General features: G+C 70.6%; 24 protein-coding genes. 10 read left to right on the top strand and 14 right to left on the bottom strand.

The window, feature by feature from the left end:
* Positions 1–118: 118 nt before the first annotated feature.
* From IF29_RS0112260 to IF29_RS0112270, 3 genes are read right to left on the bottom strand one after another with little or no spacing between them, the layout of a single operon-like run.
* A complete protein-coding gene (locus tag IF29_RS0112260) occupies positions 119–895 on the bottom strand; it encodes an SDR family NAD(P)-dependent oxidoreductase (RefSeq protein WP_198037418.1) in 777 nt (258 codons plus the stop codon).
* 55 nt (positions 896–950) lie between these two features.
* The gene (locus IF29_RS0112265; protein WP_030253328.1) at positions 951–1,760 is read right to left on the bottom strand and encodes a FadR/GntR family transcriptional regulator; all 810 of its coding nucleotides are present in this window, start codon (positions 1,758–1,760) and stop codon (positions 951–953) included.
* 27 nt (positions 1,761–1,787) lie between these two features.
* Complete coding sequence (locus IF29_RS0112270; protein WP_037594954.1) at positions 1,788–3,293, bottom strand: class I adenylate-forming enzyme family protein; 1,506 nt, start codon at positions 3,291–3,293, stop codon at positions 1,788–1,790.
* 164 nt (positions 3,294–3,457) lie between these two features.
* Between IF29_RS0112270 and IF29_RS0112275 the strand changes: the two genes are divergently transcribed.
* The 3 genes from IF29_RS0112275 to IF29_RS0112285 are packed head-to-tail and all read left to right on the top strand — an operon-like array spanning position 3,458 to position 5,276.
* The gene (locus IF29_RS0112275; RefSeq protein WP_037594956.1) at positions 3,458–4,750 is read left to right on the top strand and encodes a cytochrome P450; all 1,293 of its coding nucleotides are present in this window, start codon (positions 3,458–3,460) and stop codon (positions 4,748–4,750) included.
* Positions 4,747–4,935 carry a ferredoxin gene (locus IF29_RS0112280; protein ID WP_030253332.1) on the top strand — a complete coding sequence of 63 codons (189 nt, stop codon included), beginning with the start codon at positions 4,747–4,749 and terminating at the stop codon, positions 4,933–4,935. The genes IF29_RS0112275 and IF29_RS0112280 overlap by 4 nt, the downstream gene beginning before the upstream one ends.
* 20 nt (positions 4,936–4,955) lie before the next feature.
* Positions 4,956–5,276, top strand: a complete 321-nt coding sequence (locus IF29_RS0112285; protein WP_030253334.1) for a DUF1330 domain-containing protein — start codon at positions 4,956–4,958, stop codon at positions 5,274–5,276.
* 45 nt (positions 5,277–5,321) lie between these two features.
* Here the strand turns inward: IF29_RS0112285 and IF29_RS0112290 are convergent, their stop codons facing one another.
* A complete protein-coding gene (locus IF29_RS0112290) occupies positions 5,322–5,903 on the bottom strand; it encodes a TetR/AcrR family transcriptional regulator (RefSeq protein WP_030253336.1) in 582 nt (193 codons plus the stop codon).
* An 83-nt stretch (positions 5,904–5,986) separates the two neighbouring features.
* Here IF29_RS0112290 and IF29_RS0112295 point away from each other — a divergent pair, with 83 nt between their 5' ends.
* Entirely contained in the window at positions 5,987–6,868 is an 882-nt protein-coding gene (locus IF29_RS0112295) for an NAD-dependent epimerase/dehydratase family protein (RefSeq protein WP_030253338.1), read from the top strand.
* 26 nt (positions 6,869–6,894) lie between these two features.
* On the opposite strand, the gene IF29_RS0112300 is transcribed toward IF29_RS0112295, so the two are convergent.
* The 3 genes from IF29_RS0112300 to IF29_RS0112310 are packed head-to-tail and all read right to left on the bottom strand — an operon-like array spanning position 6,895 to position 9,269.
* Entirely contained in the window at positions 6,895–7,161 is a 267-nt protein-coding gene (locus IF29_RS0112300; protein WP_198037419.1) for a helix-turn-helix domain-containing protein, read from the bottom strand.
* A gap of 31 nt (positions 7,162–7,192) precedes the next feature.
* The gene (locus tag IF29_RS0112305) at positions 7,193–8,161 is read right to left on the bottom strand and encodes an acyl-CoA dehydrogenase family protein (RefSeq protein WP_030253341.1); all 969 of its coding nucleotides are present in this window, start codon (positions 8,159–8,161) and stop codon (positions 7,193–7,195) included.
* Complete coding sequence (locus IF29_RS0112310; protein ID WP_198037420.1) at positions 8,151–9,269, bottom strand: acyl-CoA dehydrogenase family protein; 1,119 nt, start codon at positions 9,267–9,269, stop codon at positions 8,151–8,153. Before IF29_RS0112310 ends, IF29_RS0112305 begins: the two co-directional genes overlap by 11 nt.
* 127 nt (positions 9,270–9,396) lie before the next feature.
* On the opposite strand from IF29_RS0112310, the gene IF29_RS0112315 reads away from it, so the two are divergent.
* From IF29_RS0112315 to IF29_RS0112330, 4 genes are read left to right on the top strand one after another with little or no spacing between them, the layout of a single operon-like run.
* Entirely contained in the window at positions 9,397–10,539 is a 1,143-nt protein-coding gene (locus IF29_RS0112315) for a CaiB/BaiF CoA transferase family protein (protein WP_030253345.1), read from the top strand.
* The gene (locus tag IF29_RS0112320) at positions 10,536–11,429 is read left to right on the top strand and encodes an HpcH/HpaI aldolase/citrate lyase family protein (RefSeq protein WP_030253347.1); all 894 of its coding nucleotides are present in this window, start codon (positions 10,536–10,538) and stop codon (positions 11,427–11,429) included. Before IF29_RS0112315 ends, IF29_RS0112320 begins: the two co-directional genes overlap by 4 nt.
* Positions 11,426–12,697, top strand: coding sequence for an acetyl-CoA hydrolase/transferase family protein (locus tag IF29_RS0112325; protein ID WP_030253348.1), 1,272 nt, complete (start codon positions 11,426–11,428; stop codon positions 12,695–12,697). The genes IF29_RS0112320 and IF29_RS0112325 overlap by 4 nt, the downstream gene beginning before the upstream one ends.
* Positions 12,697–13,464: an enoyl-CoA hydratase/isomerase family protein gene (locus IF29_RS0112330; protein WP_030253350.1), complete on the top strand. Its 768-nt coding sequence runs from the start codon at positions 12,697–12,699 to the stop codon at positions 13,462–13,464. The genes IF29_RS0112325 and IF29_RS0112330 overlap by 1 nt, the downstream gene beginning before the upstream one ends.
* A 24-nt stretch (positions 13,465–13,488) precedes the next feature.
* Here the strand turns inward: IF29_RS0112330 and IF29_RS0112335 are convergent, their stop codons facing one another.
* Positions 13,489–14,250 carry an SDR family NAD(P)-dependent oxidoreductase gene (locus IF29_RS0112335; protein WP_030253352.1) on the bottom strand — a complete coding sequence of 254 codons (762 nt, stop codon included), beginning with the start codon at positions 14,248–14,250 and terminating at the stop codon, positions 13,489–13,491.
* Between the two features lie 2 nt (positions 14,251–14,252).
* Positions 14,253–14,930: a TetR/AcrR family transcriptional regulator gene (locus IF29_RS0112340; protein WP_030253359.1), complete on the bottom strand. Its 678-nt coding sequence runs from the start codon at positions 14,928–14,930 to the stop codon at positions 14,253–14,255.
* Positions 14,931–15,054: 124 nt separating this feature from the next.
* Here IF29_RS0112340 and IF29_RS0112345 point away from each other — a divergent pair, with 124 nt between their 5' ends.
* Both IF29_RS0112345 and IF29_RS0112350 read left to right on the top strand, forming a co-directional pair.
* Complete coding sequence (locus tag IF29_RS0112345; RefSeq protein ID WP_030253360.1) at positions 15,055–16,164, top strand: aromatic ring-hydroxylating dioxygenase subunit alpha; 1,110 nt, start codon at positions 15,055–15,057, stop codon at positions 16,162–16,164.
* Positions 16,165–16,252: 88 nt separating this feature from the next.
* On the top strand, positions 16,253–17,476 hold the full coding sequence (locus IF29_RS0112350) for a GNAT family N-acetyltransferase (protein ID WP_030253362.1): 1,224 nt from the start codon (positions 16,253–16,255) through the stop codon (positions 17,474–17,476).
* 15 nt (positions 17,477–17,491) lie between these two features.
* On the opposite strand, the gene IF29_RS0112355 is transcribed toward IF29_RS0112350, so the two are convergent.
* Genes IF29_RS0112355 through IF29_RS0112375 form a run of 5 tightly spaced genes read right to left on the bottom strand, consistent with a single transcriptional unit; the run spans position 17,492 to position 22,630 of the window.
* On the bottom strand, positions 17,492–18,025 hold the full coding sequence (locus IF29_RS0112355; RefSeq protein ID WP_030253364.1) for a nuclear transport factor 2 family protein: 534 nt from the start codon (positions 18,023–18,025) through the stop codon (positions 17,492–17,494).
* Entirely contained in the window at positions 18,022–18,594 is a 573-nt protein-coding gene (locus IF29_RS0112360; protein ID WP_030253370.1) for a nuclear transport factor 2 family protein, read from the bottom strand. Before IF29_RS0112360 ends, IF29_RS0112355 begins: the two co-directional genes overlap by 4 nt.
* Positions 18,591–19,484, bottom strand: a complete 894-nt coding sequence (locus IF29_RS0112365; RefSeq protein WP_030253372.1) for an SDR family NAD(P)-dependent oxidoreductase — start codon at positions 19,482–19,484, stop codon at positions 18,591–18,593. The genes IF29_RS0112360 and IF29_RS0112365 overlap by 4 nt, the downstream gene beginning before the upstream one ends.
* A gap of 3 nt (positions 19,485–19,487) precedes the next feature.
* The gene (locus IF29_RS0112370; RefSeq protein WP_030253374.1) at positions 19,488–20,924 is read right to left on the bottom strand and encodes an aldehyde dehydrogenase family protein; all 1,437 of its coding nucleotides are present in this window, start codon (positions 20,922–20,924) and stop codon (positions 19,488–19,490) included.
* On the bottom strand, positions 20,924–22,630 hold the full coding sequence (locus IF29_RS0112375; RefSeq protein WP_030253376.1) for a thiamine pyrophosphate-binding protein: 1,707 nt from the start codon (positions 22,628–22,630) through the stop codon (positions 20,924–20,926). The genes IF29_RS0112370 and IF29_RS0112375 overlap by 1 nt, the downstream gene beginning before the upstream one ends.

Below are 22,630 nucleotides of genomic sequence, written 5' to 3' on the forward strand. Positions count from 1 at the left end.
TCTGCATGGTTGGCAGCGCAGTTCCCCGCGCCCCTGAGCATGTGCAACTGAGCCAGTTGCAGACCGCTGGGGGCGCGGGGAACTGCGCGACAAGCCAGCTACGGTCCGCAGTCGAGGATCAGCGCGCGGTCCAGCCGCCGTCGACCACCACCGTCTGACCGGTGACATAGCTCCCGGCGTCGCCGGCCAGCCAGAGCACCGCGCCGACGATGTCGTCGGGGCTGCCCTCCCGCGGCAGCGGGGTGTTGCGGCGCAGGTACTCGGTGGCGCGCTCGCTCGCGTAGAGCGGGCCGGTGATCTCGCTGCGGAAGAAGCCGGGGGCCACCGTGTTCACCCGGATCGAGTGCCGCGCCCACTGCACCGCCAGCTCCGCGGTCAGCCCGGACAGGCCGGCCTTGCTCGCCGCGTAGGAGGCCTGCGGTATCCCGGGGATGCCGACCCGGCCGCTGATGGACGAGACATTGACGACGCTCCCCCGGCCGACGGCGCACATGTGCGGGAAGGCCGCCTGCGCGAGCAGCAGTGGGGCCAGCAGGTTCAGGTCCAGGGTCCGGCGCACGCCCTCCAGCGGCTCGGACTCCGCGCGCTCGCTGTTGACCATCGTCCCGGCGGCGTTGACCAGGATCTCCGGCGGTCCCAGCCCCTCGACCACGGCGGGGACGACCGAGCCGATCCGGTCGGAATCCGACAGGTCGCAGGCGACGGCGAGCCCGCCGATCTCCTCGGCGAGCCCGTCCAGCCGGTCCTGACGGCGCGCCACCACGGCGACCCGGGCGCCGAACGCGGCCAGGGCCCGGGCGACCGAGGCCCCCAGCCCGGAGGAGGCACCGGTCACGATCGCGACCCGGCCGTCCAGGCCGAACATCCGTAGTGCTGCTGCATCCGGGTCCGACACGTGGGCCTCTCCGACTCCGCAGGGTTCCTGTCGTACAGTCCGTCAGCACGGTCCGTCAGCCGCGGCGGAAGCGCATCCGGCTCCGGGCGGAGGCGGCGTCGATCACCCGGTCCTTGAGGGTGCGGCAGACCCAGCGCTGGGTCGCCGTCAGATGCTCGCCCGCGATCCTCGCGGTTTCGTCGGCGTCGCCCTGCTCGATGCTCTCGACCAGGCGCTGGTGCGCCCGCTGGGCGACGGCGCGGTCGGCGCGCGAGGGGTAGGAGCCGCGCGACACCTGGGCGTCCGCCCAGGCCTCCTCCTGGACCGACCAGAGCGAGGTCAGGCTCTTCACCACCACGCGCAGCGTGACATTGGGATCGAATCCGACCACGGTGTCGTGGAAGGCGCGCGAGGCCCGGGTGAACGCCGCACCGTCGTCGATGCAGCCCTCGCTCTCGGCCAGCAGCTCGCGCAGCCGCGGCACCAGCACCCGCTTGCGGTCGCGTTCCGACCGCTGGGCGCAGTGGGCCGCGCACAGCGGTTCCAAGGTGGCCAGCGCGGCGCCGAGGTCCGGCACCCCGACCTGCATCGCCTGCAGCGTCAGGCCCAGGGCGTAGCCGGCGGTCCCGATGTCGGGAGCATGCACGGTGGCGCCGCCGCGGTTGCCGCGCAGCACGGTGATGAAGCCCTCGGTCTCCAGGATCCGCAGCGCCTCGCGCACCGAGGGATGGCTGACGCCGAACTCCGCGACCAGCTCCTCCTGCTTGGGCAGCGTCGAGCCGTCGACGATGCCGCCTGCCAGGATCCGGTCGCGCAGCGCCGCGGCGACCTGCTCCGCCATCCGCATCTGCCCGATCTTGACGTGCTCGGACCCTGTTCGTTCCATGATTGCAAGGTTAGCAGTGATGGTCCGTCACCCCCTCAGGCGAGGCGGCTCGGCGAGCAGCTCGGGCAGCCGGGCGCGCTGCACCTTGCCCATCGCGTTCACCGGCAGGACGTCGACCTGGGACCAGGTCTCCGGGACCTTGTAGGCGGCGAGTTGGCGCCGGCAGAGCTCGGCGAGGGCCTCGAAGTCCAGCGGCGGGCCGGCGCTCTGGACCACGGCGCCCACCCGCTGCCCCAGACGCTCGTCAGGCACCGCGTACACGGCGACCACGGCGACGTCCGGGTGCGATGCGATGACGCGTTCCACCTCCAGCGGGTAGACATTGGCCCCGCCCCGGATGATGACCAGCTTCTTGCGGTCCAGCACGGTCAGCCAGCCGTCGGCGTCGACGGTGCCGATGTCTCCGGTGCGGACCGGCCCCGGTTCCGGCGGACGGATGGCGCCGTCCTCCCGGACGCCGAGCATCGGCCGCCAACTGCCCGCCCACGAACCGGTTGCGGCCCCACTCAGCCGCAGCTCGCCGAGCTCGCCGGCCGGGAGGCGGCGCCCCTCGTCGTCGTAGGCGGCGACGTCGTAGTGCGGCAGCACCTGCCCGCTGGTACCCGGGCGCCAGGCGTCGCCCGGCGGGTCGATGGACACCACCGTCGGCGCCTCGGTCAGTCCGTAGGTGACCCGGGGCACCAGGCCGTGCGCGGCGGCGAAGGCCTGGCGCAGCGAGTCCGGGGTGTCACTGCCGCCGCTCCACACCTCCTGCAGCGGGCCGAGGTCGAAGTCCGGCCGTCCGGCCAGGTCGTAGAGCTGCGCGGGCGCACCGTTCCACACCGTGACCCGGCGCGAGGAGATCCACTGGGCGACCCCCTCGGCATCGCGCCGGTCCATCACCACCGCACATCCGCCGGCCTGCGCGGTGAGCAGGGTGGACAGCACCATGAGGTTGAGAATGGTCAGCGGGAAGCTGTCACCCTTGCGCAGCTCGGGTCCCCAGCCCCGGGAGGCGACCAGGACGGCGCCGGGCAGCAGCAGGTTGCGCTGGCTGTGCACGATCGCCTTGGGGCGGCCCGAGGTCCCACTGGTGAAGGCGATCCCGGCCGGCCCGTCCAGGTCCAGGTCGACGCGGGGGGCCCGTTCGTCACGGGCCGTCAGTTCCGTCCAGCGATCGGGGTCGACCCGCTCCGGGGAGCTGAGCCGGTAGCGGGCGCCGGCCAGCACCACAGCGGGGTCGCAGACGTCGCGCAGCTCCTGCTGTTCCGCGGCCGACAGCGCCTCGCCGATCCCCGCCCAGACGGCGCCGATCCGCTGGGCGCCGTGGAAGGCCGCGACGATGTCCAGATCGTTGGGCAGGCAGGCCGCGACCCGGTCGCCGGGGCGTACGCCGAGCGACCACAGCGCTCCGGCCGCCCTGCGCGCCCGGTCGTCGAGCTCGGCGTAGGACCAGACACCGGAGGCCGCCTCGACCGCCTCCGCGCCCGAGCGCGAGGCGAGTTGGGCGTCCAGTACCTGCGCGATCGAGCCCGGGAGGGCGACGCTGCTCATGGCATCCTTGATATCACTATCCTTGTAAGGATTAAAGGCATAGCCCGTAGTGTGCGCGCACCGACCGTTGACGTCGCAGCCATGCCATGAAAATGTGATCCTCGCATATGAGAATAAACTTCTCACAGGCTCCGGCAAGGCAGTGACGGAGAGGTGTGCCAACAGTGGACGACTTCGAGGCGATGGACTACTTCCGCGACGACGCGCTCGTCGCGGATCCGTACCCCTATCTGGACGCCCTGCGCCAGCAGTGCCCGGTACGGCGCGAACCCCATCACGACGTGCTGATGGTCACCGGCTACGACGAGGCCGTCGAGGTGTTCCACGACGCCAAGACCTTCTCCTCCTGCATCGCGGTGACCGGCCCCTTCCCCGGGTTCCCGGTCCCGCTCGTGGGCGACGACCTGACCGAGCTGATCGAGCAGCACCGCGACGAACTCCCGATGAGCGACCAGCTCCCCACGATGGACCCGCCCACCCACACCGACCACCGCGCACTGCTGATGCGGCTGATCACGCCCAAGCGCCTCAAGGAGAACGAGGAGGCCATGGGCCGGCTGGCCGACCGCGTACTGGACGGCTTCCTGGCCGACGGCCAGGGCGAGTTCATCAGCGGCTTCGCCGGCCCCTTCACCCTGCTCGTCATCGCCGACCTGCTCGGCGTGCCCGAGGAGGACCTGGGCGAGTTCCTGGAGCGGATGCAGCAACGACCGCAGTCGGCCGGCGGCCTCGGCAGCACCGGCGACGACACCCTGGCCCACTCCCCGATGGAGTTCCTCTACGAGCGGTTCGCCGCCTACATCGAGGACCGCCGCCGCGAGCCGCGCGGCGACGTGCTCACCGGCCTGGCCACCGCGACCTTCCCCGACGGTTCGATGCCCGAGGTCGGGGACGTGGTGCGGGTCGCCGCCAACCTCTTCTCGGCGGGCCAGGAGACCACCGTCCGGCTGCTCAGCTCCGCGTTCAAGCTGATCGCCGAGGACCCGGACCTGCAGCGGCTGCTGCGCGACGACCGCACCCGCATCCCCAACTTCGTCGAGGAGACCCTGCGGATGGAGAGTCCGATCAAGGGCGACTTCCGGCTGTCCCGGGTGCCGACCACGGTGGGCGGGGTCGACATCCCGGCCGGCACCACGCTGATGGTGGTCAACGGTGCCGCGAACCGCGATCCGCGCCGCTTCGAGGACCCGGGCACCTTCGACCCCGCCCGCCCCAACGCCCGTCAGCACCTGGCGTTCGGGCGCGGAATCCACGCCTGCCCCGGCGCACCGCTGGCCCGGGCCGAGGGCCGGGTGGGCATCGAGCGGCTGCTCGACCGCACCGCCGACATCCGCATCTCGGAGCGGGTGCACGGCCCGGCCGACGCCCGCCGTTACCAGTACATCCCGACCTTCATCCTCCGCGGCCTGACCCATCTGAACCTGGACTTCACGCCCGCCGAGGAGAGCGCCCGATGAAGGTCACCGTCGACGAGGACCGCTGCCGGGGCCACGGGGTCTGCTGGACGATCTGCCCCGAGGTCTTCGACCTCTCCGACGACGGCTACGCCGTGGTGCAGCCGTCGGAGGTCCCGGCCGAGCACGAGGCGGCGGTCCGCAGCGCCGTGGGCACCTGCCCCGAGCACGCCATCACCGTGTACTGACACCACGTCCGAGGAGATCCATGCCCAAGGGTTACGTCATCCTGACCGAGGCGGTCAGGGACCAGGCCGGCATCGACGCCTACGCACGGGCCGCCGGACCCTCCATGGCCAGCGGCGGCGCGTCCGTCCTGGCCGCTGACGGACAGCCCCAGCTGCTCGAAGGCAGCTGGCACGGCGACCGGACGGTCGTCCTGGAATTCGACTCGGTGGAGGCGGCCCGCGCCTGGTACGAGTCGCCCGAGTACGCGAAGGCCAGACCACTGCGGCAGGCCGCAGCCGACACCAACGCCGTCATCGTCACCGGCTTCGAGATGCCCCCACGCCCGCCCCGGCGCGACTGACCTCGAAACTCTCCCGCCGGCCCCGGCCCAGGGGCCGGTCGGCCATCAGCGCAGTTCTGCGGCCGCTGCGCGCAGTTCGGCGAATGCGGCTCGTGTGTGGGTGGCCAGCTCGCCCGGGTCCTCGTCGCGGCTTGGGTCGGCCCAGCGGTTGAATCCGAGCCGGAACGCGAGCACGCCGAGTTCGGCGGCCACATGCGCCGCGGGTTCCGGGACGTCCCGTCGCTTCAGCGCCTCGACCATCGCCGCAGCCATGCCGATGCTCTTCAGCGCATTGCGCTCCTGCAACTCCTCGTTCGCCTCGATCGCCGCGTGCAGCAGTGGGCCGAGCTCGCGGTTGAACGATGTCATCTCGCCCGAGGCGCGCTCCAGGCCGGCCGCGACGGCCGTCATGGGTGTCGCGTCGTCGGGGGCGGTCTCGATGCCTTCGGCCAGCAGGCGGCTGAGAGCCGACTGCCCCGCCGTGAGGATCTCCCGCTTGTCGGCGAAGTGGCGGAAGAACGTGCTCCGGGTGAGGCCGGCCCGCTCGGAGATCTGAGCGACCGTCGTGTCGTCGTAGCCCTGCTCGGCGAACAGGCCGAGGGCCGCCACGACCAGGCGTTGTCGGGCATCGGGCTTCCATCTCGGCATGGCGGCAGTCTAGCCGATGCGACATGTGTCGCATCGGGTGTACCGTGATGGGACATCAGTCGCATCACTCATGGGAGCCCGCCATGCGCGTCTTCATCACCGGTGGAACAGGCCTGATCGGTTCGGCCGTAGTCGCCGAACTGCTCACCGCAGGTCATTCCGTCACCGCCCTCGCCCGTTCCGACGCCTCCGCGGCAAGCGCCGAGGACGCCGGCGCCGGCGTCCTCCGTGGAGGTCTGACCGACCTGGAGGTGCTGCGAACCGGTGCGCAGCAGGCGGACGGCGTCATCCACCTCGCCTTCGGCAACGACTTCAGCTCCCCCGAAGCACTCGCGCGAGCCATCGCCGAGGAGGCCGCCGCGCTCGGCGCACTCGGCGAAACCCTCGTCGGCACGGACCGGCCACTGGTCACCGTCGCGGGCACACCCCATGCGGCCGGACGCGCATCGACCGAGGACGACCCGCTGCCGACCAGCGGCCCCGTCGCCGGACGCAGCCAGTCGGTGACCCGCACCCTCGCACTCGCCGCCAACGGTGTGCGCAGCTCGGCGGTACGGCTGCCGCGCACCGTGCACAACCAGGGCCAGGGCGGGTTCGCCGGGCTGCTCACCGACATCGCCCGCCGCACCGGCGCCGCCGGCTACCCCGGGGACGGCACCCAACGCTGGCCGGCCGTCCATGCGCTCGACGCCGCCGTCCTGTTCCGGCTGGCACTGGAGCAGGCACCGGCCGGAAGCTCGTGGCACGCCGTCGCCGACGAGGGCGACGCGGTACGTGATATCGCCGCGGTCATCGGGCGGCGGCTCGACCTCCCGGTCAAGCCGGCACCGCAGGAGCACTTCGGTCCCCTCGGCCCGATCTTCGCGACCGACCAGCCCGCATCCAGCAGTCGCACCCGCACCGCGCTCGGCTGGCAGCCGACCCACCCGAGCCTGCTCGACGACCTGGAGAACATCCAAGCCTGAGCCGGACGCCGCACCGGCCGATCGACCTATCCCGTGACAGCGCTGGAGTCCGGCGGGGACTCGGGATCCGTCGGCTCCTGCGGCAGGGTCGGGATGCTGCCCGGTGCCCAGTCGAGGACTTCCTCGAAACGGCGGGCCGCAAAGGAGGTGGGAAGGCGTCCGAGGTCACTCTCGTGGACCTTGATGGTCGCCACGCTCAATGTGGTGCGGAGTGCGAGCTCCGTCACCGAGAGGCCCTCGGCCTCCCGGAGCTCGATGAGAGCTTTCGCCAGCCGCTCGGTGTCCTCGCTCATGGCCACAGCATTCCGCATCACGAACGCTCCGTCAGCATCCCGGCCGGATCGGGCTCGGCGGTACCGGGAACAGAGCGTCGAAGCCGTCGCGGCGGATCCGGTCGGCGAGCAGGGTCGTGGTTCCGAGTCGTCCGACCGGTCGACGCAGCGTGGGTTGCAGGTGGCGGTCGATGACGGCGAGGTCGTGCTCCTCGCACAGTCCCATCGCGCCGAGGATCTGGTGGGCGTTGGCGAGGACGGTCCGGGCCGACTCCAGCATCTGCAGCCGCAGTGCCAGCAGGTCGGCGGGGCCGGCGCGGCCGACCCGCAGCAGCCACCAGGTGTAGCGGGCCAGCTCGTCCAGGCTGTCCCGGGCCAGGACCAGGTCGGCGATCCGCCAGCGGATCTCGCCGAACCGTCCGATGGGCACGCCGAACTGGCGCCGCTCCCGGGCATGCCGCAGCGCCAGGTCCGCGGCCCCGGCCAGGGCGCCGCCGACCCAGAACGCGTCGAGCAGCAGGTGCATTGCGGACGCGTCGGTCACCGGCGGGCCCAGCCCGGTGTCGACGAGGCGAACCTCGCAGCCGAACGGGTCGAGCGGGGCCTGCCTGCGCCGCTCCACGGTGACCGAGAAGACCCGCTGGTCGCGCAGGTCCACCGCGATCGCGTCCGGGAGCACGTCGGCATGGTCCAGCGCGGTGCACTCCCCCAGCACCAGGTGGACCCCGCCGCAGTCCGCGCGGGCGGACGGCGGCACGGCCAGGACGTGCACCAGCGGCCAGGGCAGGACCACCCGGCCGGCCTCGCGCACGGCCAGGGCGGCGGCCGCCGACTCCTCCTCGTCCCCCCAGGGGTCGAGCGCGAGCGCACCGATCGCATCCAGCCGAGGGCGGACCGTCTCCGCCCGGTGGGTGGGTTCGACCTCGGCCCGTCGGGCCGCCTCGACCCCGCCCAGGGAGCCGAGCACGTCGGACACTGTCTCCGCATAGGCCCTGGCGCTCTTCGGCCACTCACGACGCACGGTCCGCCCCCTCCAGCGCGGCGCGAGCGACCACCAGGCGCTGCACCTCGATCGTTCCGGACGCGATCGTCGCCGACCGCGAGTAGCGCAGTACGTCCTCGACGTGGCCGAGCAGTCCCCGTCCCGGATCGGGCGCCAGCCCCTCGGCCCCGCACACGTCGGCGGCCAACTCGGCCACCTCCTGGTCCAGTTGGATCGAGGCCAGCCGGGCCAACGAGGCCACCTGCTGGGTCAGCCGGCCGGCCTCGCTGAGAGCGACGGCACGATAGCTGAGCAGTCGGGCAACCCGGGTGTGCACCAGCGCGCGGACGTATTCGGCGGCGGCAGCCGGTTCGTCGAGCCCTTCATGGCCGGCCAGTTCGCAGAGCACCCGGTCGTCGCGCGCGTACCTGGGGATGCCGATGCGTTCGTGCTTGAGCACCAGGCCCATCACGTCCCAGCCCCGCCCGACCTCGCCGAGCACCGCCTCGTCGCCCACCCGCACGGAGTCGAAGAAGACCTCGTTGAGGTGCTGTTCGCCCATCATCGAGTCGATCGGGACCACGGTGATCCCCGGACTGTCCATCGGCACCAGGAAGATGGTGATGCCGTCGTGCTTGTTCTCCGTCCGGGACGTCCTGGCGGCCAGGAAGCACCACTGCGCCAGGCCGGCGTAGGAGGTCCAGATCTTCTGGCCGTCGAGCACCCACGCCTCGCCGTCGCGGCGTGCGGCGAGCTTCAGCGAGCCGAGGTCGGTGCCCGCCTCCGGTTCGCTGAACCCCTGGCACCAGACGGCCGTGCCCGAGGAGATCCCGGGCAGGTGCCTGGCGCGCTGCTCGGCGGTGCCGACCTCCATCAGCACCGGGCCGACCCAGTTGAGTCCCATGTACTGCGGACCACGCGGCTCGAAGTGGGCCCACATCTCCTCGCGCAGCACGGTCTGCTGCCACAGGTCCGCTCCCCCGCCGCCGTACTCGACCGGCCAGCTCAGCGTGAGCAGGCCCTCGTCCGCGAGGCGCCGGCAGACCCGGGCGACGACGGCCCGGACGTCCGGCGCGAGGGAGAACGGCGCGACCCAGTCGGGGGGCAGCTCCTCGGCGAGCAGGGCACGCAGGCGGATGCGGAGCACGGCCGCCCTGGGACCGAGATCGAGATCAACTTCCGGACCTGCCTGGGCCGTTGACATCGGTGCACGCCCCTCGCATAGTCATCCTAAAGATTACTAAGATATAGAGGATAGCAAGAGGCCCAGCCGCATGGAACACACAGGTCCCCTCACCGGGGTGCGCGTCGTCGATCTGACGGCCATGGTCATGGGTCCGTACTGCACCCAGATCCTGGCCGACATGGGGGCGGACGTGATCAAGATCGAGCCCCCGGCCGGCGACAACACCCGTCACATCTCGGTGGGTCCGGAACCGGGCATGAGCGGTGTCTTCGTCAATGTGAACCGGGGAAAACGCAGTGCAGTCCTGGATCTGCGCAACGAGGAAGGCAAGGAGACGCTGCGGGGACTCATCAGGGGCTGCGACGTCTTCATCCACTCCATGCGTGCCCGGGCGATCGCCGAGCTCGGCTTCGACTACGCCGAAGTGGCCGCCGTCAACCCGTCCGTCGTCTACACCAACTGCTACGGCTACGGCCGCCGGGGCCGGGACGCCGACCTCACCGCCTACGACGACACCATCCAGGCGGAGTGCGGACTGCCTTCCGTACAGCGGCAGTTGACTGGTGAGCCCGGCTATGTCGGCACCATCATGGCGGACAAGGTGGCCGGGCTGACGGCCGTGTACGCCACCGCGATGGCGCTCTTCCACCGCGAGCGGACCGGCGAGGGGCAGGAGGTCGAGGTCGCCATGTTCGAGACGATGGCCTCGTTCATGCTGGTCGAGCACGCCAACGGCGCGATGTTCAGCCCGCCGCTGGGCCCCGCGGTCTATCCCCGCGCGGTGGCGCCGAACCGCAGGCCCTACCGGACCAAGGACGGCCTGGTCGCCGCGCTGGTCTACAACGACAAGCAGTGGACCGCATTCGTCGACGCCGTCCGACCGGCCTGGGCCGGCGAGCACTTCGCCACCCTCGAACTGCGGGCCCGCCGGATCGACACCGTCTACGCCCTGCTGGCGGAGACCTTCCTGGAGCGTACGACCAAGGACTGGCTGGACCTGCTGCGGTCGTTGGACATACCCGCCGCCCCGGTCCGCACACTTGACGAACTGTTCGACAATCCGCACCTGAACGACGTCGGATTCTTCGAGACGGTCGACAGCCCGAACGGACCGGTGCGCTTCCCCGGCATCCCGACCTGGTTCTCACGGACCCCCGGACGAGTCGCCGGCCCCGCACCCGGACTGGGCGCCCACACCGAGGAGATCGCGGCGGAGATGGAGCAACGATGACCAGCACCAATACGCCCTTCCGTGCGCGCTCCTGGCTGTTCGCCCCCGGCGACAGCGAGCGGAAGATGGAGAAGGCCGCCGCGGGCACGGCGGACATCGTCGTCCTCGACCTGGAGGACGCGGTGACCGAGGACGGGAAGCCCAAGGCCCGGGCGATGATCGCGGCCTTCCTCGCGGGGCAGCCGACAGCTGACCGAAGCCGGCTGTGGGTGCGGGTCAATCCCCTGGACGGCCCGCACACACTGGCGGACCTGGCAGCGGTGATCCCGGCACGCCCCGGGGGCATCATGCTGCCCAAGTCACGTGGCCGCGCCGACGTCGAACTCCTGGACCACTACCTCTCCGCGCTGGAGGTCTCCGCCGGCATCGAGCAGGGATCGACCAAGGTCATCGTCCTGGTCACCGAGACGGCCGAAGCCATGTTCACCACCGGCAGCTACCGGGGTGCACCCCGGGTGGTCGCCATGACCTGGGGCGCGGAGGACCTCGCCGACGCCGTGGGTGCCGCCGAGAACCGCAATGCCGACGGCAGCTACGGCTTCACCTACGAACTGGCCCGCAGCCTCTGCCTGTTGGGCGCGGCAGCGGCCGGGGTGGCGGCCGTGGACACCATCCAGGGCGACTTTCGCGACCTGGAGGGACTGCGCCGGCGTGCCGAGAAGGTACGCCGCGACGGCTTCCGCGGCATGCTGGCCATCCACCCCGCCCAGGTCGACGTGATCAACGCGGCCTTCACCCCCGACGAGGAGGAACTGGCCGCGGCCCAGGAGATCGTCGACCTCTTCGCCGCCCATCCCGGCGTCGGGGCCATCGGCCACCGGGGCGCCATGCTCGACCGTCCCCATCTGGCCCGGGCCCAGGCGCTGTTGGCATCGGCGGGACGCGGATGAGAGTCGTCGCCGATGCCCGCGACCTGGATCTCGGCGAGTTCCTGCGTCCCGGAGACCGCATCGTCATGGGTCAGGCCTGCGGTGAACCGACCACGCTGGTCCAGGCATTGAGCGAGCAGGGGCGCGACATCGGCGGGCTCGCCACCTTCATCGCCACCAGCTTCTCCGGACTGCTCACCCCGGCTGCCATGGACGGCATCAGCGTGTGCAGCATGGGCGCGATCGGCGCGTTGCGCGCACTGGCCAAGGAGCACCGGCTCGGGGTGATCCCCTGTCATGTGAGTCAGATCGGACCGATGATCGAAGCCGGAACGCTCGGCTGCGATGTGGCGTTCGTCCAGGTTAGCCCGGCCAATGCGGACGGCGACCACAGCTTCGGCCTCACCGGCGACCATGTGCAGGCGGCCGTCGCCAAGGCACGCGTCGTGGTCGCCGAGGTGAACGACCAGGTGCCCTTCACCTACGGCGAACTGCTGCCCGCGGCCAGGATCGACTGCGCCGTGCTGATCTCCCGCCCGCCGACCGAGGTGGCGCCCGCGAAGATCGGCGCGACCGACGAGGCGATAGCCAAGCACGTGGCGGCCTACATCGAGGACGGCTCGGTCCTGCAGACCGGGATCGGCGCGGTGCCGGACGCCGTCCTCCGGCTCCTGCACGACCGCAGGGACCTCGGCGTGCACTCGGGCATGGTCGGCGACGCCCTGGTCGACCTGGTCCAGGCCGGGGTGGTCACCAACGCCCGCAAACACATCGACACCGGGATCACGATCAGCGGCGCCCTGATCGGCACCAGGCGGCTGTACGACTTCGCCCACCGCAACCCGCAGCTGCGCATGTGCACCACCGGCTACACCCATGACGCGGCCGTGCTCGCGCAGCTGGACCGCCTGGTCACCGTCAACTCGGCGCTGGAGGTGGACCTGACCGGCCAGGTGAACGCCGAGCAGAGCAGCTCGGCCTACCTCGGCGGCACCGGCGGCCAGGTGGACTTCGTCCGTGCCGGCGCCCGCTCGCCGGGCGGGCACGCCGTCATCGCCCTGCCCGCCACCGCGAAGGGCGGAACGATCAGCCGGATCACCGCCAGGCTGTCGGGACCGGTCACCACCGCACGCAGTGACGTCGATGTCATCGTCACCGAGTTCGGCTCGGCCGAGCTCAAGGGCAGGACCCTGGCCGAGCGCACCCGCCGGCTGATCGCCATCGCCCACCCCGCCTTCCAGGAGGAGTTGGCGCGCGAGGCCCACACCATTCAGCAGAGGGGTTTCTGATGAGCGACGCCGTACTCTTCGATGCCCGTTACGACGGCATCGCCGTCATCACCCTGAACCGGCCGGAGACCCGCAACTGCCTGGCCCGGGACGTCCGCGAGGGCCTGTTCGCCGCCTGGGACCGCTTCGAGCGCGACGACCGGCTGCGCATCGCCGTCCTCACCGGAGCGGGCGAGCGGGCGTTCTGCGCCGGCGGCGATCTCAAGGAGATGGTGGAGACCGGACTGCGCGAGCCGCCCCGCGACATGTTCCCGCTCCCCTACGACACCGTCGAGTTGTCCAAGCCCACCATCGCGGCCGTCAACGGCGCCGCGTTCGCCGGCGGCTGGATGCTGGCCCAGGCCTGCGACCTGTGCGTGGCCAGCACCAGTGCGACCTTCGCCGTCTCCGAGGTCAAGGTCGGCCGGAGCTCACCGTGGGCCTCGCCGCTGATCCATATGATCCCGCAGCGGATCATGATGGAGATCCTGCTCACCGGTAGGCCGATCACCGCCCAGCGGGCCTACGAGATCGGTCTGGTCAATCGTGTCTCCGATCCGGAGACACTTATGGACACCGCCCTCGACCTCGCTCGCGACATCCTGGCAGGCGCACCGCTGTCGGTGCGCGCCGCCCGGGAGACGGTGATGCTGGCCACCGAGATGGGCCGCTCGGCCGCCCTGAAGGCGGCCAGGCACGCCTCCGAGCTCTGCTACAACAGCGAGGACGCCCAGGAGGGGCCCAGGGCCTTCGCCGAGAAGCGCCCCCCGCAGTGGAAGGGCCGCTGACGGCCCCTCGGACTCGGCGATAGGTCAGGTGTTGCGGCCGCCGTTGACGCCGAAGACCTGCCCGGTGATGTAGCCGGCCTCCTCCGAGGCGAGGAAGGCGCAGGCGGCGGCGATGTCCTCGGGGCGGCCGGTCCGCCGCACCGGGGTCTGGGCGATGTGGTAGTCCATGCTCTGGACGAAGCGGCCCAGCTTCTCGTTGCGGCGCAGCATCGGTGTGTCGACGAAGCCGGGCGGGATGGTGTTGACGGTGATGCCGGACGGGCCGAGTTCGAGCGCCAGGGCCTTGGTGAAGCCGATGACGCCCGCCTTGGAGGCGACGTAGTGGGTCATGAACGGCTGGCCGCTGTGCGCGCTGGAGGAGGAGATGTTCACGATCCGGCCCCAGCCCGCCTCGACCATGTCCGGCACCACCGCCTGGCAGCAGTGAAAGGTGCCGGTCAGATTGACCGCCAGCAGGTTGTTCCAGGCCTCCTCGGTGATGTCGAGGAAGCGTTTGGCGCCCTCCTTGCCGGCCGAGTTCACCAGCACGGCGACCGGGCCGAACCGCTCGTGCACCTCCTTGACCGCGCGGTCGATGCTCTGACGGTCCGCCACGTCGACGCCGAGGGCCAGGGCCGAGCCGCCCTCGGCCACGATCTCCGCGGCCACACCCTCGGCGGCGTCCGCGTCGAGGTCCAGCACGGCCACGTCGGCACCGTCACGGGCCAGCCGCTGCGCACAGGCCCGCCCGATTCCCGATGCACCGCCCGTGACCACGGCGACCCTGCCGACCAGTGTCCCGGCCATCTTCACCCTTTTCCTCGACTTCGATCCGAGTCGTCCTTCCGGGCCAGCACGCCGTTCAGGAACAGTCCGACGGCATGCTGGATGTGCTGTTCCTCCACCTCGGGCGTGCGGTAGATGCCGTAGGCCGCCAGCCAGGCCGGCATGGCGCCGACCATGGCGAAGAACTGCTCAGCCGCCATCTCGACATCGCCGACGACCACTGCCCCTGCACGCTCATGACGGTCCAGCAGATCCATGATCACCTGGATCCGCGGGGACCAGGTGACGGCCTGGGAGCTCGCCGCGAACTCGGGGAAGCGCTCCGACTCGGCGATCGCCATCCGGCTCAGCCGCACGATGTCGGGGTCGACCGAGCGCGCCAGGATCGACCGCGCGATCACGGTCAGGCTGCCGGCGAGGTCCTCGGGCAACGGCTCCAGTACCCGTTCGTCGCGCTCCTGGCGGGTCAGCGCCCAGGCGCTCACCGCCAGGAAGAGCGTCCGCTTGTCGGCGTAACGGCCGTACAGGGTGCTCTTGGTGACGCCTGCGGCCTGCGCCACCGCCTCCATGGTGGTGCCGTCGTACCCGTACTGCAGGAAGGTGTCGACGGCGGCCCGTCGGAGCCGCTCGGTCAGTTGGGCGGCCTCCACCGACGTCGGTCGCCCGGCTCGGGAACGCTCGCTGCCCGCCTTGGACTCCATTCCCGAAAATGTACGGTCCCGTCTGGTTCCGGTCAAGACAGCAGGTCAGACCGATTGACCGTAACCAGACGCCATCGTATGGTTTTTGAGGAGCCATCAGAGCAGGTGGAGAAGGGATTTGACGATGCCTCATTTCGCGAAGCCTGCCGAGGGCAGCTGGACCGAGCACTACCCCGAGCTCGGCACTGCCCCGATGTCCTACGAGGACTCCATCTCGCCCGAGTACTACGAACTCGAACGCAAGGCGGTCTTCGAACGGACCTGGCTCAACGTGGGCCGCGTCGAGCAGGTACCGGAGCCGGGCGGCCACTTCGCCAAGGAGATCGCCGCCGTCGGCAGCTCGGTGAAGGTCCTCCGCGACGCCGACGGCACACTTCACGCGTTCCGCGGGGGCCCGGCCGGACCCGTCCCGATCCGCTGCGAGGTCTGGGAGGGCTTCGTCTTCGTCAACCTCGACGACGACGCCGAACCCCTGGCCACGTACCTCGGCACGCTCGCCGCCGGCCTGGAGGGCTATCCGTTCGACCGGATGACGGAGGTCTACCGCTACCGGGCCGACATCGGCAGCAACTGGAAGCTGTACATGGACGCCTTCGCGGAGTTCTACCACGCACCCGTCCTGCATGCGAAGCAGTACGTGGGCAATGAGTCGCGCAAGCTCTCCAGCTACGGATTCGAGGCCCTCCACTACCAACTCGACGGCCCGCACGGCATGGTGTCGTCCTGGGGCGGCATGGCACCGCCCAAGGACCTGAACATGGTCAAGCCCATCGAACGGGTCCTGCGCAGCGGCAACTTCGGCCCCTGGGACCGCCCCGACATCCCCGGCCTCGACCCGCTGCCGCCGGGGCTGAACCCCTCCGGCCACAAGGCCTGGGGCATCGACTCGTTCGTCTTCTTCCCCAACTTCATGATGGTGGTCTGGGCCCCCGGCTGGTACCTCACCTACCACTACTGGCCGACGGCCTACAACCGCCACACCTTCGAGGGCACCCTCTACTTCGTCCCGGCCCGCACCGCCCGCGACCGCGTGCGCCAGGAGCTGGCCGCGGTCACCTTCAAGGAGTTCGCCCTCCAGGACTGCAACACCCTAGAAGCCACCCAGACCATGCTCCAGTCACGCGTGGTCACCCACTTCCCCCTCAACGACCAGGAGATCCTCCTCCGCCACCTGCACCGCACCACGGGCCGGTACGTGGCCGCCCACACCGACCGGCTGCGGGCCCGGGCGTAATTCGTTTGACCTGGCGACAGGTCGACGCTGCACTGTGGCGGGACACCGCGGGGTGTGGTGTCCGCACGCCGGGAGGGCAGCAGCAGCCATGGAGATCCGTCCCACGACCGACCAGGACCTCGAGGTCTTCGTCGACACGATCAAGGCCGCGTTCGGGCAGTTCAGGGAGGCCACGAGCGATGGCCGCGGGGTCTCGTGGGCGGCGCTCGAAATGGACCGCAACCTGCTCGCGGTGACCGCGGACGGGCGCCCGGTCGGCACCGCCGGTGCGTACTCCTTCGAACTCACCCTGCCCGGTGAGACCGTCGTCCCCGCCGCCGGAGTGACCGCCGTCGGCGTCCTGCCCTCGCACCGACGCCAGGGCGTGCTCAGCGCGATGATGCGGCATCAGCTCACCGATCTGCGGGCCCGAGGGGAGTTCCTCTCCGTGCTGCTGGCCTCCGAGGCCGTGATCTACCGCAGGTTCGGCTACGGACCGGCGACCTACACCCAGAGGCTGACGGTGCCGCGCCACAAGGCCGCCCTCGCCCTCCCCCGGGCGCGCGGATCGGCGGACGACGCCCCGGCGACCGGCTCGGTCGAGCTTCTGCGGCGGGCCGAGTGCGGCGAGATCCTGGAAGAGGTCTACGACCGGTACCGACGTGCACAGCCGGGCGCGCTGTCCCGGCCGCACCGCTGGTGGGACCTGGGCGCGGGGCAGCCCCCCGTCTCCCCGGCGCCGCGCCACGTCGCCGTGCACCGGGACGCCGACGGCGTCCCGGACGGGTACGCCAGCTACTCGCTGGACGAGTCCCGCACCCTGACGGTCGACGAGACCATCGCCACCGACGACGCCGCCTCCACCGCCCTGGCCCGGTTCCTGCTCGGACACGACCTGGTCACTCAGGTCGTGTTCAAGCACGTCCCGCCCGAGCACCCGCTGCGCTGGCAACTCGCGGACTTCCGCGCCGCCGAGGTCAGCAGTGACACCGACTGGCTCTGGGTGCGACTGCTGGACGTCCCGCGTGCCCTGACGGCGCGCGGTTGGTCCACGGACGGCGAGCTCGTCCTCGACGTCGACGACCCGTTCCTCGGCGAACACGACCGCTACCTGCTGACCGTCCGCGACGGCAAGGCCGAGTGCGTCCCGACGGACCGCGAGCCCGACCTGTCACTCGACGTGAGCGACCTGGGCTCGGTCTACCTCGGCGGCACCACTCCCAGCAGGCTCGTACGTGCCGGCCACATCCGGGCCCACCACCCGGCTGCGGCCGCCCTCGCCGACGCCCTCTTCCACGCCGAGCGCCCCCCGCACTGCCTGCACTGGTTCTGATGGCGCGGCCGCGGGTCAGGCCGGCTTGAAGAGCGTCTCGCTGTGGTCGTCCTGGGCCGTGCCGACGGAGTGGGCGGTGAGGAAGGGCATGCCGAGGAGGCCCTGGGACCAGTCGACCGACGGACCGAAGTCCTTGAGCCAGTCGTAGAGCATGGTGCGGTGGATGATGCGCCACTCCCCGTCGCGTTCCTCCATCCGGTCCAGGTAGCGGCCGCCGAGGACGATGTCGGTGTCCTGGTCGCCGATGGTGATGCGGTGGTAGGCGGTGACGTGGGTCTCCACCACAGCCGTGCTGCCCTGCAGTTGGATCAGGCTCTGGCCCAGGGTGTGCAGGGTGACCGGGATGGTCGGCGCGCCGGGGACGACCCAGGCCAAGTACTCCTTGAAGGTGCCGAGGAAGATGCCGTGGTCGTCGGTGGCGTCGGGCCAGTAGCCGGCGCTGATCAGGTCCGCGTCGCGGCGGTCCTCGCCGCGGCTGAGGCGGGCCAGGCAGTCGCGGATCCGCTCGCGGGCGATGAGGCCGTTCAGGACCTCGGCGTTGGCAGTCATGCCGCATCGCCTCCGGCAGACGGGACGTTGGTCTCCCGCTTGTTGGTCAGCGGGCGCTGGTAGGAGGGGTCCTCGGTGCTGCGCGAGGGGACGCCGTTGAGGTCGATGCCGGGCACGTCCGCGAAGGGAATCGGCAGGGTGGGGACCAGGCCCGACCACTCGATGGCGTTGGTGCGCAGGACGATCCGCCACTGCCCGTCGCGGCGCTCCAGCCGGTCGATGTAGCGGCCGCCGGCGATCCAGTTGGACTCGTCCCGGTTGCGCCCGACGAACAGGTAGTAGGTCTCGGTGTGGGCGACGTCGCCGTCGATGTCGCAGGTGTTGTTCAGCAGATTGTGGTGCGTGGACACCTGTCCCTGCTCGTGGAGCACGATAGCCCAGTCGTAGAGTGCGGCCGCCCCGCCGACGAACTCCCCGGCGGCGATCACCGCGTCGTCATGGAAGGCCGAGAGGAACAGGTCCCGGTCGAAGCGGTCCATGCCCCGGCTGAAGCGGGTCAGGCAGTCGGTGATGTCCTGGCGGTCGAGCAACTGCCCGATCCGGTCCAGTCTGTCCTCGGTCGTGGTCATGTCTTCTCCGGATGCGTTGGGTTGGGCGCTGAGACGGGAGACCAGATCGGTGAGCCGCGTTGCGCGCGCAGGGACGGTGGTGACTGTCCGTCGACGTCGGTGACGCCGTAGTCCTGGGCGAGTTCGGCGGCGATCCAGGTTCCGCCGGAACGGCGGATCAGCTGCGGGTCCGCGGCGAGCGCGGCGATGACCCGGCCCGGGAACTCGACTGTCGAGCCGACCTGAGGGTTGGTCACCGTCTGCGCCGTCATGGCGGGATCGCGCCGCAGGTTGCGCTCCGCCCGCTCGGTGAAGGTCAGGCCCAGCCACAACGACAGCGAGGTCACCCCGTACGGCTCCAGCTCCACCGCCATGTCGCGGGCCATCCGGTCCACGGCGGACTTGCAGGTGCCGAAGACGACACCGTAGGTGTAGGTGACCCCCACATACCCGGAGGTGGCGACGATCAGGCCGGACTTCGCCGGGGCCATGATCCGGGCGGCATGCCAGGCCGCGACGAAGTTGGAGCGCACCCCGACATCGACCATCTCCCAGTTGGAGAGCGGCTTCTGCCAGAAGGGTTGAGGCTCGGTCAGGTCCTCTGGTAGCGAGAAGGCGTTGTTGACCAGGATGTCGAGTCGGCTCTGCTCCCGCTCGACCCGGTCGAAGAGCGCCGCGACCTGCTCGTCGTCCGCGTGGTCCACCTGGACGGCGATGCCTCGCCCGCCCCGGCGGTCCGCCTCCAGGGCCGTCTCGCCGACGGTGCCGGGCAGCGGATAGGAGCCGGGGGTGACGGTCCGTCCGGTGACGTAGACGGTCGCGCCCTGTTCCGCGAGGGCCAGGGCGATTCCCTTTCCCACGCCCCGGCTGGCGCCGGTGACCACCGCGACCCTGCCTGCAAGAGAACCCATGGTCTACCCGTTGGCTTCGTCGGGCGCGTAGCCGAGGATTCCCTTGATCTCCAGGTAGTCGTGGAACCCGAACTCGCCCCACTCGCGCCCGTTGCCGCTCTTCTTGTAGCCGCCGAAGGGGCAGTTGAAGTCGAATCCGTCGTTGATCGCGACATATCCCGCCCGGATGCGACGGGCGACGGCCCGGGCCTGGTCGAGGTCGGCCCCCGCCACATAGCCGGCCAGGCCGTACTCGGTGTCGTTGGCGATCTCGACGGCGTGGTCCACGCTGTCGTAGCCGTGGATGGTGACCACCGGACCGAAGATCTCCTCGCGGGCGATGGTCATGTCGCTGGTCACCTCGGCGAAGACAGTGGGCTTCACGTAGTAGCCCCGCGGAAGCCCGTCCGGGCGTCCGGTACCGCCGGACACCAGGGCGGCGCCCTCGTCGATGCCCTTCTGGATCAGTGCCTGGATCTTGTCGAACTGGGCTCCGGAGACCACCGGGCCCATCACGAAGTCACCGTTGGGGTCGCCCACGGTCACCCGGGACACGGCCTCGCGCGCCGCTTCCACGGCCTCCGCCATCCGCGCGGCGGGCACCAGCATGCGCGAGGGCGCGCTGCAGGTCTGCCCGGAGTTGCCCATCATGGTGGTGACGCCCTTGCCGACGTTCTCGGCGAGGTCCTGGTCGTCCAGGATGATGTTCGGGCTCTTGCCGCCCAGTTCCTGGGTCACCCGCTTGACACTGGGCGCCGCGTTCCTGGCGATCTCGATGCCGGCCCGGGTCGAGCCGGTGAACGAGATCATGTCGACGTCGGGATGCACCGAGAGGGGCACCCCCACGCTCGGACCGTCACCCTGGACCAGGTTGAACACCCCGGCGGGGACGCCTGCGGCGTCCAGGATCTCGGCGAAGACCTGCCCGGTGAAGGGCGACTGCTCCGAGGGCTTGAGCACCACGGTGCAACCGGTCGCCAGCGCGGGGAAGAGCTTCACCGCGATCTGGTTCATCGGCCAGTTCCACGGCGTGATCAGGCCGCAGACGCCGATCGCCTCCTTGACGATCAGTGTGGCGCCGCGCTGTTCCTCGAAGGTGAAGTCCCTGAGCACCTCGATCGCCGTGGTCAGGTGTCCGACCCCGAGCCCGACCTGGAAGCCGTGCGCGAGCGTGCTCGGCGCGCCCATCTCCTCGGTCAGCGCGGCGGCGAGGTCCCCGGCCCGGTTCTGGTACACGTCCAGGATGTTCTGGAGCACCTCCAGCCGCTCCTTGACGCTGGTCGCCGACCAGCCGGGGAAGGCCACCCGGGCGGCTGCGACCCCGCGGTCCACGTCGGCGGCCGAGCCGACCGCCACCCGGCCGCAGACCTCCTCCGTCGCGGGGTTCACCACGTCCAGGGTCCGCGGTTGCACCGGATCGATCCACCGGCCGCCGATGTAGAACTGACCGTATTCACGCATCACTGCGTCCCCTCCGCGTACCAGGTCCGGAACTCGTCATAGCTCGGCATCTCCTCCGAGTTCGCCTTCGGGTCGACCGCGACGTGGATGACGCCGGGCCGGCCGCTGGCGTAGGCACGCTTGATGGCAGGGCCGATCTCCTCGTCCGTTTCGACGTACTCGCCGTAGCAGCCGAAGCCCTCGGCGACCTTGTCCAGCCGCGTCCTGGTGCTCCAGTGCGTGCCGGTCTCCAGCGACCCCTGGCCGAAGGTGCGCTTGTAGACGCCCACCTCCAGGCCCCAGGCGTAGTCGACGGCCACCACGCACACCAGCGGCAGGTTCAGCCGCGCGGCCGTCTCCAGTTCGGCGATGTGGAACTGGAACGAGGAGTCCCCGGTGATGAGCATCAGCGGACGTCTGCGGCCCTCGGCCACCGAGGCACCGATGGCGTACGGCAGCCCGGTGCCCAGGTGGCCGAAGTTCTGGTTCCACATCACGTCATGGGGCTTGGCCTGGGAGTAGGTCCAGCCGAAGATCGTGGTGGCACCGCCGTCGCGCACCATGATGCCCTCCCTGGGGAAGACCTTGGTCGCCTCGACGATCAGGCGTGCGGGATGTACCGGCGACATCCCGGAGGGAGCCGTCTCCGCCAGTTCCGCCAGCTGGGCCGCATCCTGCTGGATCCAGCCGTCGAGGCCGGGAGCGGGGCTGCGCGGCGTGTCCTTGAGCGCCTCGACCAGCTGCGGGACGACCGCGCGCAGGTCGCCCACCAGCGGGACGTCGACCGCGCGGTTGACACCGATGGCCTGCGGGTCCTGCTCGACCAGGATCCACCTGCGGTCGGCCTCGTTCGCCACCCAGTGCCGGCCCTTGCCGTAGTGGACCGGCTCACCGAGCTCGGTGCCGATGGCCAGGCACAGGTCGGACGTCACCACCGCGTCGATGGCCGCCGCCGAGAAACCGTAGGGGAAGGTACGGTCCTCCAGCCCCTCGATGTACGAGGTGCCGCCCGAGGTCTGGATGACCGGACAGGCCATCAGATCGGCCAATGCCTTGACCGACGCACCGGCCCGGGTGGTGTGCACGCCGTGGCCGACCAGCAGGATCGGCCGCTCGGCCGCGCCGATGTAGCGCACCGCCTCGGCGATCCGGTCCGGTCCTGCGGTCTGGTCCACCAGGCGGTAGGACCGGGGCGGCAGCGCCGGAGGTACCTCCAGCTCCTGCTGGATCACCTGGGAGGGGTACTCGATGTAGACCGGGCCCGGTGTTCCGGACAGGGCCTTGCGCAGGCCCTCACGGATGATCTCGTCGGTCTGGTCCGCGTACTCGATGCTGGCGCAGTACTTGACCGAGGGCTCGAACAGGGCGGCCTGGCTGACGAACTGGATGCGGCCGCGGCGGACCCGCTGTTCGGTGATGCGGGCGCGCTGGCCGCCGAGGAAGACCACCGGCGAGTTCTCGACCTTGGCGCACATCATGGCGCCGGCCAGGTTGGCGACGCCCGGGCCCAGCGTGCCGATGCACACCGCGGGCCTGCCGGTCATCCGCGACACCGCTTCGGCCATGAAGCCGGCGGACTCCTCGTGGTGCGGGGCGATCACGTTCCAGCCGCGCTCCTCGGCGAGGTGGAACATGTGGACGAAGTTCGGATCGGGAATCCCGAAGAGGGTGTTGATGCCCTCTGCTTCGAACAAGTCCAGAATGCGTTCAAAGACCTTGACCGGCAT

The organism is Streptacidiphilus jeojiense, from assembly GCF_000719095.1.
In the GTDB taxonomy this organism is placed as follows: domain Bacteria; phylum Actinomycetota; class Actinomycetes; order Streptomycetales; family Streptomycetaceae; genus Streptacidiphilus; species Streptacidiphilus jeojiensis.

Coding starts and splice junctions, on each gene's coding strand:
- IF29_RS0112265 (WP_030253328.1), bottom strand. CDS start 1,760: ATGGAACGAACAGGGTCCGAGCACGTCAAGATCGGGCAGATGCGGATG.
- IF29_RS0112270 (WP_037594954.1), bottom strand. CDS start 3,293: ATGAGCAGCGTCGCCCTCCCGGGCTCGATCGCGCAGGTACTGGACGCC.
- IF29_RS0112280 (WP_030253332.1), top strand. CDS start 4,747: ATGAAGGTCACCGTCGACGAGGACCGCTGCCGGGGCCACGGGGTCTGC.
- IF29_RS0112285 (WP_030253334.1), top strand. CDS start 4,956: ATGCCCAAGGGTTACGTCATCCTGACCGAGGCGGTCAGGGACCAGGCC.
- IF29_RS0112290 (WP_030253336.1), bottom strand. CDS start 5,903: ATGCCGAGATGGAAGCCCGATGCCCGACAACGCCTGGTCGTGGCGGCC.
- IF29_RS0112295 (WP_030253338.1), top strand. CDS start 5,987: ATGCGCGTCTTCATCACCGGTGGAACAGGCCTGATCGGTTCGGCCGTA.
- IF29_RS0112300 (WP_198037419.1), bottom strand. CDS start 7,161: ATGAGCGAGGACACCGAGCGGCTGGCGAAAGCTCTCATCGAGCTCCGG.
- IF29_RS0112315 (WP_030253345.1), top strand. CDS start 9,397: ATGGAACACACAGGTCCCCTCACCGGGGTGCGCGTCGTCGATCTGACG.
- IF29_RS0112320 (WP_030253347.1), top strand. CDS start 10,536: ATGACCAGCACCAATACGCCCTTCCGTGCGCGCTCCTGGCTGTTCGCC.
- IF29_RS0112325 (WP_030253348.1), top strand. CDS start 11,426: ATGAGAGTCGTCGCCGATGCCCGCGACCTGGATCTCGGCGAGTTCCTG.
- IF29_RS0112330 (WP_030253350.1), top strand. CDS start 12,697: ATGAGCGACGCCGTACTCTTCGATGCCCGTTACGACGGCATCGCCGTC.
- IF29_RS0112335 (WP_030253352.1), bottom strand. CDS start 14,250: ATGGCCGGGACACTGGTCGGCAGGGTCGCCGTGGTCACGGGCGGTGCA.
- IF29_RS0112340 (WP_030253359.1), bottom strand. CDS start 14,930: ATGGAGTCCAAGGCGGGCAGCGAGCGTTCCCGAGCCGGGCGACCGACG.
- IF29_RS0112345 (WP_030253360.1), top strand. CDS start 15,055: ATGCCTCATTTCGCGAAGCCTGCCGAGGGCAGCTGGACCGAGCACTAC.
- IF29_RS0112350 (WP_030253362.1), top strand. CDS start 16,253: ATGGAGATCCGTCCCACGACCGACCAGGACCTCGAGGTCTTCGTCGAC.
- IF29_RS0112355 (WP_030253364.1), bottom strand. CDS start 18,025: ATGACTGCCAACGCCGAGGTCCTGAACGGCCTCATCGCCCGCGAGCGG.
- IF29_RS0112360 (WP_030253370.1), bottom strand. CDS start 18,594: ATGACCACGACCGAGGACAGACTGGACCGGATCGGGCAGTTGCTCGAC.
- IF29_RS0112365 (WP_030253372.1), bottom strand. CDS start 19,484: ATGGGTTCTCTTGCAGGCAGGGTCGCGGTGGTCACCGGCGCCAGCCGG.
- IF29_RS0112370 (WP_030253374.1), bottom strand. CDS start 20,924: ATGCGTGAATACGGTCAGTTCTACATCGGCGGCCGGTGGATCGATCCG.
- IF29_RS0112375 (WP_030253376.1), bottom strand. CDS start 22,630: ATGCCGGTCAAGGTCTTTGAACGCATTCTGGACTTGTTCGAAGCAGAG.